Origin of the sequence: Pseudomonas sp. TH41 (assembly GCF_016650695.1) — a bacterium.
Taxonomy (GTDB): Bacteria; Pseudomonadota; Gammaproteobacteria; order Pseudomonadales; family Pseudomonadaceae; genus Aquipseudomonas.
In genome coordinates, this window is sequence record NZ_JAEKFH010000006.1 from 219110 (window position 1) to 232884 (window position 13775).

11 protein-coding genes, 1 pseudogene and 1 riboswitch are annotated in these 13775 nt (G+C 59.6%); of the genes and pseudogenes, 7 read left to right on the forward strand and 5 right to left on the reverse strand.

The window, feature by feature from the left end:
* Positions 1-16: 16 nt before the first annotated feature.
* A riboswitch (cobalamin riboswitch) is annotated at positions 17-231 on the forward strand.
* 101 nt (positions 232-332) lie between these two features.
* The 4 genes and pseudogenes from cobW to JFU37_RS24930 all read left to right on the forward strand — a co-directional run bounded on the left by cobW (position 333) and on the right by JFU37_RS24930 (position 7082).
* Positions 333-1403 (forward strand): cobalamin biosynthesis protein CobW, encoded by a 1071-nt coding sequence (gene cobW, locus JFU37_RS24915; RefSeq protein ID WP_201119708.1) that lies wholly within the window; start codon positions 333-335, stop codon positions 1401-1403.
* 3 nt (positions 1404-1406) lie between these two features.
* Positions 1407-5267: a cobaltochelatase subunit CobN gene (gene cobN / locus JFU37_RS24920; protein ID WP_201119709.1), complete on the forward strand. Its 3861-nt coding sequence runs from the start codon at positions 1407-1409 to the stop codon at positions 5265-5267.
* Positions 5268-5429: 162 nt separating this feature from the next.
* Positions 5430-6428 (forward strand): ATP-binding protein, encoded by a 999-nt coding sequence (locus tag JFU37_RS24925; protein WP_201119710.1) that lies wholly within the window; start codon positions 5430-5432, stop codon positions 6426-6428.
* A gap of 119 nt (positions 6429-6547) precedes the next feature.
* Positions 6548-7082 (forward strand): annotated as a pseudogene (locus JFU37_RS24930) (vWA domain-containing protein).
* An 87-nt stretch (positions 7083-7169) separates the two neighbouring features.
* Here JFU37_RS24930 and JFU37_RS24935 read toward each other — a convergent pair.
* Entirely contained in the window at positions 7170-8393 is a 1224-nt protein-coding gene (locus JFU37_RS24935) for an NADH:flavin oxidoreductase/NADH oxidase family protein (RefSeq protein ID WP_201119711.1), read from the reverse strand.
* Between the two features lie 77 nt (positions 8394-8470).
* Between JFU37_RS24935 and JFU37_RS24940 the strand changes: the two genes are divergently transcribed.
* From JFU37_RS24940 to JFU37_RS24950, 3 genes are all read left to right on the forward strand, one after another.
* The gene (locus tag JFU37_RS24940) at positions 8471-8875 is read left to right on the forward strand and encodes a MerR family transcriptional regulator (RefSeq protein WP_201119712.1); all 405 of its coding nucleotides are present in this window, start codon (positions 8471-8473) and stop codon (positions 8873-8875) included.
* Between the two features lie 228 nt (positions 8876-9103).
* Positions 9104-9394 (forward strand): hypothetical protein, encoded by a 291-nt coding sequence (locus JFU37_RS24945; protein ID WP_201119713.1) that lies wholly within the window; start codon positions 9104-9106, stop codon positions 9392-9394.
* 244 nt (positions 9395-9638) lie between these two features.
* Positions 9639-10199 (forward strand): magnesium transporter, encoded by a 561-nt coding sequence (locus JFU37_RS24950; RefSeq protein ID WP_201119714.1) that lies wholly within the window; start codon positions 9639-9641, stop codon positions 10197-10199.
* Positions 10200-10231: 32 nt separating this feature from the next.
* On the opposite strand, the gene JFU37_RS24955 is transcribed toward JFU37_RS24950, so the two are convergent.
* The 4 genes from JFU37_RS24955 to ctaD are packed head-to-tail and all read right to left on the reverse strand — an operon-like array spanning position 10232 to position 13752.
* Positions 10232-10549: a cytochrome C oxidase subunit IV family protein gene (locus JFU37_RS24955; RefSeq protein ID WP_201119715.1), complete on the reverse strand. Its 318-nt coding sequence runs from the start codon at positions 10547-10549 to the stop codon at positions 10232-10234.
* Between the two features lie 18 nt (positions 10550-10567).
* A complete protein-coding gene (locus JFU37_RS24960) occupies positions 10568-11281 on the reverse strand; it encodes a heme-copper oxidase subunit III family protein (RefSeq protein ID WP_201119716.1) in 714 nt (237 codons plus the stop codon).
* Positions 11282-11287: 6 nt separating this feature from the next.
* A complete protein-coding gene (locus JFU37_RS24965) occupies positions 11288-11980 on the reverse strand; it encodes a cytochrome c oxidase subunit 3 (RefSeq protein ID WP_201119717.1) in 693 nt (230 codons plus the stop codon).
* Positions 11977-13752, reverse strand: a complete 1776-nt coding sequence (gene ctaD / locus JFU37_RS24970; protein WP_201120077.1) for a cytochrome c oxidase subunit I — start codon at positions 13750-13752, stop codon at positions 11977-11979. The genes JFU37_RS24965 and ctaD overlap by 4 nt, the downstream gene beginning before the upstream one ends.
* Positions 13753-13775: the final 23 nt, after the last annotated feature.

Consider the following 13775-nt stretch of genomic DNA (forward strand, 5'->3'; position numbering starts at 1 on the left):
CGCCCCCACACCATGCGTAGCCTTGCGCTTTCGAGGTTCTTCGGCGATTGCCGAAGCTAAGAAGGGAACGCGGTCAATGCCGCGGCTGCCCCCGCAACTGTGAACGGTGATGTTCGCTGCCACGCCACTGCAAACCCTGTCCCACGGGTTCGCGGGAAGGCGCAGCGAATGCCAGGCCAATCGGCCCGGCGCACCGTCAGCCAGGAGACCTGCCTCGACACAGATTCTCACTACAACCGGGCGGGGTGATCCGGTGGCGAACTCTTCAGGCACGCGCGTTCGCGTTGCCGGTCGTCGTCCCGTTTGCCCGCCACCTTGCCAAAGGGCATCCGATGAAAACACTGGCCAAACTCCCCGTCACCATCGTTACCGGCTTCCTCGGCTCGGGCAAAACCACCTTGTTGCGGCACATGCTCGACAACGCTCAGGGCCGCCGTATCGCGGTGATCGTCAATGAGTTTGGCGAGTTGGGCATCGACGGCGAAATCCTCAAGCAATGCACGATCGGTTGCACTGAAGAAGAGGCTAACGGCCGCGTTTACGAATTGGCCAACGGCTGCTTGTGCTGCACCGTCCAGGAGGAGTTCTTCCCGGTGATGCGCGAACTGGTTGCCCGTCGCGGCGACCTCGACCACATCCTCATCGAAACCTCGGGCCTGGCCCTGCCAAAGCCGCTGGTTCAAGCCTTCCAGTGGCCGGAAATCCGCAGCGCCTGCACCGTTGACGCGGTCATCACCGTCGTCGATAGCCCGGCCGTGGCGGCTGGCACTTTCGCTGCATTCCCGGACCAGGTCGACGCCCAGCGCAAACTCGACCCGAACCTGGACCACGAATCGCCACTGCACGAACTGTTTGCCGACCAACTGGCCAGCGCCGACCTGGTGATCCTCAACAAAGCCGACCTGATCAGCCCTGCAGACCTGGCCCGCGTGCGCCTGGAAGTCGCCGAAGAACTGCCGCCCGCGGTGAAAATCATCGAAGCCAGCAGCGGTCGTCTGCCACTGGACGTGTTGATCGGCCTCGGTGCCGGTTCCGAAGAACATATCGACAGCCGTCACAGCCACCATGACCATCACCACGACGGCGACGACGATCATGATGACCACGATCATGACGCCTTCGATTCGATTTCCATTGAACTGCCGCAAGCCGACGAAAGCCTGCTGATGGACGCGCTGACCCAATTGGTGGTCAAGCACGGCATCCTGCGGGTCAAAGGCTTCGCCGCCATCCCGAACAAACCGATGCGCCTGCTGATCCAGGGCGTGGGCACGCGTTTCGACAAGCATTTCGACCGTCAGTGGGGTGCCGAAGAAGCACGCACCACGCGTCTGGTGCTGATCGGCCAAGAGCTGGACGCCGCTCAACTCGAAGCGCAATTGCGCGCCGCGCTCAGCGTTTAAGCCATGCACCTGCTCAGGACCCAGCCCGGCGGTTTCGTGTCAGATGACAACATCGCCGATCTTGGACAAACCCCCGCCGAGTTGGTGATCCTGTGCAGTGGCGATTCCAGCCTCGCGCTGCTCGCCGAAGCCGCGCAGCAATTGCCCGACGATTACCCCAGCGTGCGCTTGGCAAATCCGATGCAAGTGCAAAATCACGCGTCGGTCGACCTGTATGTCGACGAAGTGCTGCGCCACGCCAAAGTGATTCTGATCTCGCTGCATGGCGGCATCGCCTATTGGCGTTACGGCATCGAGCGGCTGGTGGAGTTGTCCCAGCGTGGCGTGCAGTTGATTCTGGTGCCGGGGGATGATCGCCCGGACCCGGAACTCAGTGACCTGAGCACCGTGGCTGCCGGCGACCGGGACCGGCTCTGGCAGTTTTTGCGTCAGGGCGGCATGAACAATGCCCTGGATTTTTTCCGCTGCCTGGCCAATCGTTGGCTGGGTCGCGACTATTCCTGGGCCGAGCCACAAACCCTGCCGCGCACCGCGATCTACCACCCGCACAAAAGCCCCGCTGAACTGAGCGATTGGCAAGCCGACTGGCAGGCCAGACAGCCGGTGGCGGCGGTGCTGTTTTACCGCTCGCACTTGCAGGCGGCGAACACCGGTTTCATCGATATTTTCTGCCAGCGCTTGCAGGCGGCGGGGTTAAACCCGTTGCCCATTGCGGTGGCCAGTTTGAAAGAGGCCGGCTGCCTGACGGTGGTCGAGGACCTGTTGGATGAAGTCGAAGCCTCGGTGATTCTCAATACCACCGGTTTCGCCCAGTCCAGCCCCGAAGCGCCGCATTTACGGCCGTTTCGCCGCAACATTCCAGTGATACAGGCGATCTGTGCCCAGGACAACGAGCCCGGTTGGCGCGCCAGCGAACAAGGCCTCGGTCCGCGAGATCTGGCGATGCACATTGCGCTGCCGGAACTGGATGGGCGGATCATCAGCCGGCCGATCAGTTTCAAGGACCTGGCCTGGCGCAGCGAGCGCAGCCAGTCGGACGTGGTGTGCTACCGAGCGCAACCGGAACGCATGGATTTTGTCGCTGAACTGGCGCGGCGCTGGATCGACCTGGCGCGTGTACCGAACGGCGAAAAGCGTATTGCGCTTATCCTCGCCAATTACCCGACGCGTGACGGGCGTATCGGCAATGGCGTTGGCCTCGACACACCCGCCGCGGCGCTGAATATCTTGCGGGCGCTTCATCAAGCAGGTTATCCGCTACCGATCGAGTTGCCCGCCAGCGGCACCGCGCTGATCCAACAATTGCTCGGTGGGGTCAGCAATGACCTCGATACCCTTGATCAGCGTCCCTGCCAGCAAAGCCTCGCGCTCGACGATTACAACCTGATGTTCAACGCCTTGCCCGAGGCCAACCGCCAGGCGGTGCTTGAACGCTGGGGCACGCCGCAAAGCGATCCGATGTTCCGTGACGGGCGCATGATGATCGCCGGTCTGCGCTTTGGCCTGACGTTCGTCGGCATTCAACCGGCGCGCGGTTATCAGGTGGATCCGAGTGCGGTCTATCACGACCCGGACCTGGTGCCGCCCCACGGTTATCTGGCGTTTTACTTCTGGCTGCGCAACACCTACGGCGCCCACGGCGTGATACACGTCGGCAAGCATGGCAACCTCGAATGGTTGCCGGGCAAGGGTGTCGGGCTGTCGGAACACTGCTGGCCGGACGCGCTGCTCGGGCCGCTGCCGAACATCTATCCGTTTATCGTCAACGACCCGGGCGAGGGCGCCCAAGCCAAGCGTCGCACTCAGGCGGTGATCATCGATCACCTGATGCCGCCACTGACCCGTGCCGAAACCTACGGGCCGCTGCGCAACCTCGAACTGCTGGCCGACGAATATTACGAAGCGCAATTGCTCGATCCGCGCCGTGCCCGGGAGTTGCAGCGCGACATCCTGCAGCTGGTGCGCGACACGCACATCGACCGCGAATTGCAGCTGGACGAGAAGCTCGACAGCGATGCCGATGCAGCAATCTGGTTGCCGCGTCTGGACACCTACTTATGTGACTTGAAAGAGTCGCAGATCCGCGATGGCCTGCACATCTTCGGCGAATCGCCGACCGGGCGCTTGCGTATTGATACGTTGCTGGCCTTGCTGCGTATTCCCCGTGGTGATGGCCGAGGTGCGCAATCCAGTTTGTTGCGGGCGTTGGCCAAGGCGTTCGAATTGGGATTTGATCCGCTGGATTGTGCGTTGGCCGAGCCATGGAGCGGGCTGCGCCCAATGGAACTGCAAACCCTCAGCAATGAAGTCTGGCGCACGGCAGGCGATACCCGCGAACGTCTTGAGCTGTTCGCCGCGCAACTGATTTCCCAGACGGTGAATGAACCCTGTAGGAGCGAGCTTGCTCGCGATGGTGTGTCAGCCAGATTAATGTCGACTGACACTCCGCTTTCGCGAGCAAGTCGAATCGTCGCACCGCCGCTCCCACAGGATTTTGTGTGGACTGATGTTAGCGACATCCTCGACCACCTGCGCGAAGTGGTCGCCCCACGCCTCGACGCCTGCGGGCCGGCAGAAATGCGCGGCTTGCTTGACGCCCTGAGCGGGCGTTTCGTCCCGGCCGGCCCGAGCGGTGCGCCGAGTCGCGGTCGACTGGATGTGCTCCCCACCGGGCGCAATTTCTACTCGGTGGATGTGCGCAACCTGCCGACCACCACTGCGTGGCGCATCGGTTTCCAGTCAGCGAACCTGATTCTTGAGCGGCACTTGCAGGACCATGGCGATCACTTGCGTCAGCTCGGCCTGTCGGTCTGGGGCACAGCGACCATGCGCACGGGCGGCGATGACATCGCGCAAGCCATGGCGTTGATGGGCGTGCGCCCTGTCTGGGCCACCGGCAGTCAGCGGGTCGACGATTTCGAAATCTTGCCGTTGAGTTTGCTGGACCGTCCGCGCGTGGACGTGACCCTGCGCGTCTCCGGGTTCTTCCGTGATGCCTTTGCCAATCTGATCCGTCTGTTCGATGCCGCCGTGCAAGCGGTTGCCGCATTGGATGAGCCGGATGATTTGAATCCGCTGGCCGCCAAGGTGCGTACGGAGCGGGAGGCGTTGATGCTGTCGGGCCTGGATGAAGACGCGGCGAGGCGTCAGGCCGGTTGGCGTATTTTCGGGGCCAAACCCGGTGCTTATGGCGCGGGTGTGCAGGGCGCCATCGACGGTCGCCTGTGGCAAAGCCGCGAAGATCTGGCCGAGGTTTATCTGACCTGGGGCGGCTACGCTTATGGCGGTTCCGATGAAGGCACCGACGCCCGCGAGCAGTTCGCCCAGCGCCTGAGCCACGTGCAAGCCGTGCTGCAAAACCAGGACAACCGCGAGCATGACTTGCTCGACTCCAATGACTATTACCAGTTCCAGGGCGGCATGCTCGCGGCCGTGGAAAGCCTCAGCGGCAAAATCGCAGCCAGTTACCATGGCGATCACAGTCAGCCGGATTTGCCGAAGATTCGTACCTTGAAGGAAGAGCTGAACCGGGTGATCCGTTCCCGGGCGGCCAATCCGAAGTGGATCGACGGCGTGAAGCGACATGGCTATAAAGGCGCGTTTGAACTGGCGGCGACGGTCGACAATTTATTTGCGTTCGACGCCACCACGCAGCTGATCGACGATCATCAATACGCGTTGCTGGCGGATGCGTATTTACTGGATCCGGCGACCCGGGATTTTGTTCGTGAGCATAATCCGCATGCCTTGCGCGACATGACCGAGCGGATGCTCGAAGCGCAGCAACGGGGGATGTGGCAGGCGCCGGGCGAGTATCGTGAGGCGCTGGAGAATTTGTTGCTCGATATAGAAGAAGAGACCTGACCCGCCGCAGACCCTGTGGGAGCGGGCTTGCTCGCGAAGAGTCCCTTGCATTCAACATTGATGTCGACTGACCCGACGCCTTCGCGGGCAAGCCCGCTCCCACAGGGATGAAGGTGCCTGTGAAGTTGTTGATAGACCACCGACCATGACTGAGTATTGAAGATGACCGACACCCCCCATTTCCCGCTCTCCGCCGTGGTCGGCGCCGATGATCTGAAACTCGCCCTCTGCCTCACCGCCATCGATCCGAAAATCGGCGGCGTGCTGATCGAGGGGCCGCGCGGCATGGCAAAGTCCACGTTGGCCCGCGGCCTGGCGGACCTGCTGGCCAGCGGCCAATTCGTCACCTTGCCGCTCGGTGCTACGGAAGAACGCCTGGTTGGCACCCTCGACCTCGACGCCGCCCTGAGCGAAGGCCGGGCACAATTTTCGCCCGGCGTCCTGGCCAAGGCCGACGGCGGTGTGCTCTATGTCGATGAAGTCAATCTGCTGCCCGATCACCTCGTGGACCTGCTGCTCGACGTGGCCGCCAGCGGCACTAACCTGGTCGAGCGCGACGGCATTTCCCATCGGCATTCGGCGAAGTTCGTACTGATCGGCACCATGAATCCGGAAGAGGGCGAGTTGCGTCCGCAGTTGCTTGACCGCTTCGGCCTCAACGTCGCCCTCAGTGGCCATACTGCGCCGGCCGAGCGTGGCCAGATCATCCGCCGTCGTCTGGATTTCGACAGCGATCCTCAAGGTTTCTGCGCCGTTTGGGAGCGCCAGCAGCAGTCGTTGCGCGAACGTTGCGAGACAGCGCGCCGCGCACTGGCGCAGATTCCCCTCGACGATGAAGCGCTGGCGCACATCACCGAGCGTTGTTTTGCTGCCGGTGTCGATGGCTTGCGCGCTGACCTGGTCTGGTTGCGCGCCGCCCGTGCCCATGCCGCGTGGCGAGGTGCAGAGGTGATCAGCGATGAAGATATCGACGCGGTGGCCGAGTTCGCCTTGCGTCATCGTCGTCGCGAACAGACGCCACCGGCACCGCAACAAAACCAGGCGCCATCCGGCCAAAACGCCAGCCCGGGCGAAGGCCAGGGCCAATGGGGCGAGATGCCGGCCCAAGCGCTGCCGGTCGGTGCACGACGTGAAGTGCCGAGCTGGCCAAAAAAGCCCTAGGCATTCGCCCTCGATCTGATGCAGGGGCGAATGCCAGACCCCGTGCCGGAAGGCTGGATAACGGTAAGCAGGGCAAGCGTCATGCTGCGCGTAGCGGATCGGTCAATTGGCCCCGCACCTTGCTTAACGGTCGCCCGCGTCAACGCGATGAGGTGTTGTTCCACCTGCGCACCCGTTCGCCCCATGAACTGTGGCTGGTGATCGTCGATGCCTCGGCTTCGACTCTCCGCCATCAGGCGTTGAGCGATGCCAAGGGCTTGCTGGCGCAACTGTTTGACGACGCCTATCGCCAGCGCGCCCGCCTGGCCTTGCTGACCGCCAGCGGCCATGCGCCAACGTGGCAGGTGCAAGGATTGAAAGCGTCCGCCGGGTTGCGCGACTGGCTCTATGGGCTGGGCGCGGGTGGCGGTACGCCGTTGCTGGCAGCGCTGGGTGAGGCGGGGGTGGCTGGCGAAACGACAGAAGCGTTTTCCTGCGGAAAAGCAGCGGCTGTTGTTGATCACCGATGGGCGTTTGAAGGCGTGGTCGATGTTGCCGGCGCTCGAATGCCCGGGGCTGCTGATCGACATCGAGCGCGGGCCGATCCGGCTTGGACGCGCGAAACAGTTGGCGAGCGAATTGCGTGCAGATTATCGACATATCGATGATGTGTAGCGGAGCGAAAAGATCGCAGCCTGCGGCAGCTCCTACAGGAGTATGCATTCCCATGTAGGAGCTGCCGCAGGCTGCGATCTTTTGATCTTACTGCGTCATCGCCCGTCGGTACTGCCGAGTACGCCGGGCGATGTACAACTGATCAAGAATCAACGCCAGCAAAGCTGAAACCCCGGGCCGGGTCTTGCGCCCACGGCTCAGGCGATGGATCTGGAATTTCACCACCGCCATGCTCGCCAGTGCCGCCAGCGGTTTGCGCTTCCAGCGGATCGGCGGCAGCTGCGGATGACTGTTCTGGCCCGCGCGCCAGTGCTTGACCAGGTCCGGTTCGAGCGCCAGGGCGGTGCCGATCCCGGCCATGGCGACGCCACTGTCTAGTACCTGTTCAACGATTGCCAGGCGCCGAATCCCGCCGGTCACCATCACCGGCATGCGCGCCACACTGGCCAGTTCACCGGCCATCTCCAGAAAATACGCCTCTCGCGCCAGCGTCCGGCCGTCCCGTGCCTCACCTTGCATGGCCGGTGCTTCGTAGCTGCCGCCGGAGAGTTCCAGCAGATCAATCTGTTGATCGTTGAGCCACTGGATCACTTGCCGCGCATCGTCGGCATCGAAGCCGCCGCGCTGGAAGTCTGCGGAGTTGAGCTTCACCGCTACGCAAAACTGCGGCGACACCGATTTGCGCACGGCGCTGACCACCGCCAGCAGCAGACGCGCACGATTTTCCAGCGAACCGCCCCATTGATCAGCACGGCGATTGGTCAGCGGCGACAGGAACTGACTGATCAGGTAGCCGTGCGCGGCATGAATCTGTACGCCAGAGAAACCGGCTTTTTCCGCCAACGCTGCACTGGTGGCGAAGCGTTGAATGACTTCTTCGATATCGCGCTCGCTCATGGGTTTGGGCTCGGCAAACATCTTCGAGAACCCGCCCAGATCCAGCGCCACCGCCGAAGGTGCCCACGCTTGTTGGCCGAGGTTGGCCATGGTTTGGCGGCCGGGATGGTTAAGTTGCATCCAGAACTGCGCACCCCGGGCCCGACCAATCGTTGCCCACTGGCGGAAGCGCTCAAGGTGCCGCTCGTCTTCCAGCACCACGCCAGCGGGACCGGTCATGGCGCGGCGGTCGATCATCACATTACCGGTCAGTAACAGGCCGGCTCCGCCTTCGGCCCACGCCTGATACAGCTGGAACAAGGCATCGGCCGGTGCCTGCCCGGTGTCAGCGAGGTTCTCTTCCATCGCGGCTTTGGCGATACGATTGCCGATGGTCTGGCCGTTGGGCAAATTCAACGTTTGGAAGGGCGACATGCTTGACTCCTCATCAGGGATGAGCAGAGGCTAAGCTTAAAGTTAACTTTAATGTCAAGCAGGTAAATGAGGCCATGATGAAGATTGGTGAATTGGCGCAGCTGAGTGGATTGAGCGCATCGCGCATTCGGTTTTACGAGGCACAAGGGCTGATCCGTCAGGTGGAGCGCCAGGCCAACGGTTATCGACGTTATCCGCTGCAAGCATTGCAAACCCTGGAAATCATCCAGTGTGCCCAGCAGGCCGGTTTCAGTCTGGAAGAGCTGAAGCGGCTCTTGCCGGACGTCACGACGGGCGCGTTCAAGCGCGACGAACTGATGGCGGGCCTTGAGCGTAAAGTCGAGCAGATTGAAGTGATGCAACAGCACCTTGCTCAGAGCAAGGCGAAGTTGCTAAGAGTGATCGAGGACATCCAGGCCCGGCCGGAAGGCATCGCCTGCGAGGCGAATGCCGAACGGGTGCTGGCGTCACTCAAGCATTAGGCATGGCTGCAATGTTCACCGAAGGGCCGATCGCGCCGGGAATCGGATGGCGCATCAACGTGCCTGCCGCCCAACACGCGGGACCAAATGTGGCCGGTGGTCGTTGCATTTAACTTGTCACCGGCGTTTGGCTAAGCTTAATAAATCAGGGCGAACTGAAACCTGAGTGATAGCGGCCATTAGCGGATCTGGATTGGCATCAAGACGGTACTCCCAAAGGAGACGGCTATGTATGCGGTTATAAGAACCTACTTGGGTACTGGAGCAAAGCAGCTTTTCGAGCGTTTGGAAGAGCGCCACGCCGACGTCGAAGCTGCCCTGCGGACAGTGCCTGGCCTCGTAAGCTACACACTGCTGAATACGGGTGATGGCGGTACGGCGGTAACTGTTTGTACTGACAAGGCCGGCAGTGATGCGAGCTTGAAAGTCGCGCGTGACTGGATTCAGAAAAATGCCTCGAATATCCACGCGGACCCGCCGATCGTAACGGAAGGTCCGGTCATTGTGCAGATCAAATAGCGCGCTCTTCCGATTGATCTCACGACACTATCGCTGTCGCAAGTCTTGTGTGTTTGCTGCGCAACCCCTCAGGCGCAAGCTGGCTCTTGACGTCGCCTGATCTGCATGCTAGCGGGTGCTATACTTCTTGCAGATTGCATGAAGTGTGCAACGTTCCACCAAGGTACAGATACCGACTGCAAATCTCAGTTGACGGCTGCCGGACAGAGGAGGTCTGCAGCAAACACGAGATGGGAGGTGTGGCATGAATCGACACTATTACATTAGTGACAATCTCAACGATCTTGAAACCGTTGAGTATGAATTGGAAGCCAGCGGCATTAACTCCGAACAAATTCACGTGCTCAGTGAAAAAGTTGCTGATGTAGTAGAACATCACCTCCACGAGGTTAACTCGTTAATGAAACAAGATGCTGTTCACTCTGGTGAGATTGGTGCGGTGGTCGGTGCGCCACTCGCGGCGCTGGTCCTGGGTGGCGCCTATTGGATGGGCTGGACCGAATCCGCTGCCGGCTGGGTGCCTTTTATCTTCCTTGCCATTGTTATATTTGGCTTCTGCATCTGGGAAGGTGGATTGTTTGGTATCCAGGTGCCAAACGCTCACTTCCGCAACTTTAAACAGATAGTAGAAGAGGGCAAACATATCTTCTTCGTGGATGTTGAACCAAATCAGGAATCGGTTTTGGACCGGGTAATCGAACATCATCCAGCGCTGACGGTCGCCGGCACGGGAACGGCAGCCCCTCACTGGACAGTGGCCTGGCAGCACAAATGGCATCAGTTCAAGCGAGTGATATCGGGCTAGCGCCTGGAGGCTCAAGGCCATCCGAAAGCTGCTTATTGGCCAAAGAAAATGACCCGGCTGAGGTAGACATAGTCTGCCTCGGTGGCCATCAATCCGACGAGCACCAGTAAACACAGGGGTGGCACCAATATGGCGTAGACCATGGCCAACCGTTCCCAGGCCATATGCATGAAGATGGAGACAATTAAACCTGCCTTCAACAACATGAGCGTGATAATCAGGGACCACCTGAGGTAGCCCTGGAAGTGAAAATAGTCGACAAGGTACGACAGCGTACTGAGGACGAATAACAGCCCCCAAATTTTAAGGTACAAACTGATTGGATGTTGCTGACCCTGAGCATGTGCCATCACCCGTGCTCCTCTGATCTACCATAAATAGAAGAAAGCAAAAATAAACACCCACACCAAGTCCACGAAGTGCCAGTAAAGCCCGGCTATCTCGACGATCTGATAGTTTCCGGAGCGCTCATAATTTCCCCGCAATACTTTCAGCGCCACAATGCTGAGGTAGATGACACCGATTGACACATGCAGTCCGTGGAAACCGGTAATCATGAAAAAACTGGCACCAAATTGCGCCGCCCCCATGGGGTTCCCCCAAGGGCGCACCCCCTCTGCGATGAGTTTGCTCCATTCAAATGCCTGCATGCTGACGAAGGTCAGACCCAAGGCTGCGGTCGCCAGCATCAGGGCCGTGGTTTTCGCCCGATCACGGCGATAGGCGAAATTAACGGCCATGGCCATGGTGCCGCTGCTACTGATCAGCACGAAGGTCATGATGGCGATCAGAATAAGCGGGATTTCTCTACCGCCGATCGTCAATGCGAACACTTCACTGGGGTTCGGCCAGGCGGTGGTGATGGTCATGCGTACCGACATGTAGCCGGTTAAAAAACAGGTGAATACAAAAGTATCGCTGAGCAGGAATATCCACATCATCGCCTTGCCCCAAGGGACCTGCCTGAAAGCCTCCCTATCCGAGGACCAGTCGCTGGCGATGCCCTGCCATCCCGGTGCAGGCGGCGAGCCTGGCGGATTGGATGAACTGGACTCGACTGGGGCTGGTGGGTGCGATGCCATGGCTTTTCACCTCAAGCCGCAGAATCTGGCGATGGCTTCATAGGTTGCCGGCGTGCTGGTCAGTAGAGCGAATAGCACGAACCAAAGACCCAGTAAGTAATGCCAATAGAGGGTACAGAGCTCTATGCTGGCGTTGAGTTGCGGCAACGGCACGTGATGCAGGAATTTAACGACGGTTCTGCTCCAGGCTACCAGCCCGCCTAGCAGGTGAAGCCCATGCAGGCCGGTCAACAGGTAGAAGAAACTGTTGGCCGGATTGCTGGCGACAAAGTAGCCCCAGGTGACAAACTGCTGCCAGACCCAGAGTTGCCCCGCCAGAAAGGCAATTGCAAATACGCCCCCCAATGCAAAGCCAATGACAGTTGCGTCCAGTCGAGCCTGTCGGGCGGCAATAAGCGACCACTGCAGAGCGATGCAACTGAGTACCAGAAAAGCCGAATTCAGCCATAGCTGCCGTAGATTGGCTAACGGCGCCAAGGGCTCTGTCAGGGGGAGCCAGTCGGCCATTTGTGAGCGCTCGATAAAGGCGATCACGAAGAGAAAGAATAACGAGCTCACCACGGCCAGAAACAAGCGCAGGCCTATTCTTGCGGTTTGCGTTCTATCGGCACCCTCGGCGGCCTGAATACCCTCAGGATCGTGATTCCAGCTGCCGCCAGGGTCAGCGCCGTCGGCGTTTCTCAATAGCAGTCTGTTCATGTTTTAACGTCCGCTATCTTGGTTCCGGCACTGAGTTGCCGCATCTGCTCCAGTTCCTCGTCGGAGACCGTTTGAGGAACGAAATCCTGTTCTATCCCCGGCACACTGTAGTCATAGGCCCAGCGATGCACGACCGGCAACTTCTCTCCCCAGTTACCGTGTATCGGTGGGGTGTTCGGCGTTTGCCATTCCAGGCTGGCCGCGCCCCAGGGATTACTGCCTGCGGGCTTGCCTTTAAATACACTCCAGGCCAGGTTGAACAGGAACAGCAGTTGGGAAACGCCGACGGTTAATGCGACCACCGTAATGAAGGCATTCAAATCGTGCGCCGACTGCGGGATGAACGCGTAGTTGTCATAGGCGTAGTAGCGACGTGGCATGCCCTGGAAACCCAGGTAGTGCATGGGGAAGAAGATGGCGTAGGTGCCCAGAAAGGTAATCCAGAAATGCAGCTTGCCCAGGGTGTCGTTCGTCATGCGCCCGGTTACTTTCGGGAACCAGTGATAAATGCCACCGAACACCACCAGCACCGGTGCGACACCCATGACCATATGAAAATGGGCTACGACGAAATAGGTGTCCGAGAGCGGAATATCCACGATCACATTGCCGAGAAACAACCCGGTCAGGCCGCCGACCAGGAAGGTGACGATAAAGGCCAAGGCAAACAGCATCGGCACGGTCAGATGGATGTTGCCCCGCCACAGGGTCAGCACCCAGTTGTAGACTTTCAGTGCGGTCGGCACCGCGATGATCAAGGTGGTGGTGGCGAAGAAAAAGCCAAAGGAGGGGTTCATTCCGCTGACATACATATGGTGCGCCCAGACCACAAAGCTGAGTACGCCAATCACAATAATGGCCCACACCATCATTCGGTAGCCGAAGATATTTTTACGCGCATGGGTGCTGATCAGGTCGGAGACCAGACCAAACGCGGGGAGGGCAACGATGTAGACTTCCGGGTGGCCGAAGAACCAGAATAGATGCTGGAATAATATTGGGCTGCCGCCTTGGTGATCGAGTTGCTGCCCCAGCGAGATGATCGCCGGTATAAAGAAGCTGGTGCCCAACAGTTTGTCGAGCAGCATCATGACCGCACTGACAAACAACGCCGGGAAGGCCAGCAAGGCCATAATCGAGGCCACGAAGATTCCCCATACGGAGAGCGGCATGCGAAACAATGTCATGCCGTGCGTGCGTGCCTGCAACACCGTAGTTACGTAGTTCAACCCGCCCATGGTGGTTGCGACAATAAAAATCGCCAGTGAGACGAGCATCAGTACGATGCCCAGCTCGGTCCCCGGTGTCCCCTTGGTAATGGACTGTGGCGGATAGAGCGTCCAACCCGCACCAGTAGGGCCGCCAGGGACAAAGAAACTGGCGAGCAACACCAGTACCGCTAGCAGGTAGGTCCAGTAACTCAGCATGTTGACATAGGGGAAGACCATGTCGCGGGCGCCCACCATCAGAGGGATCAGATAGTTGCCGAAGCCACCCAGAAACAAGGCCGTTAGCAAATAAATGACCATGATCATGCCGTGCATGGTCATGGCCTGATAGTAAGTACTGGCATCCATGAACGCCAAACTACCGGGGAAGCCTATCTGCATGCGCATCAAGTCGGACAACACCACGGCAATAAGACCCACGAATATAGCCGTCAAGGAGTATTGAATGGCTATGACCTTGTGGTCCTGACTCCAGATGTATTTGGTCAGGAAGCTTTTGGGTTCATGCAGTGCTTCTGTTTCGGCTTGCTCCGCATAGGCCATCACGTCATCCTCCTGCAGAAGTT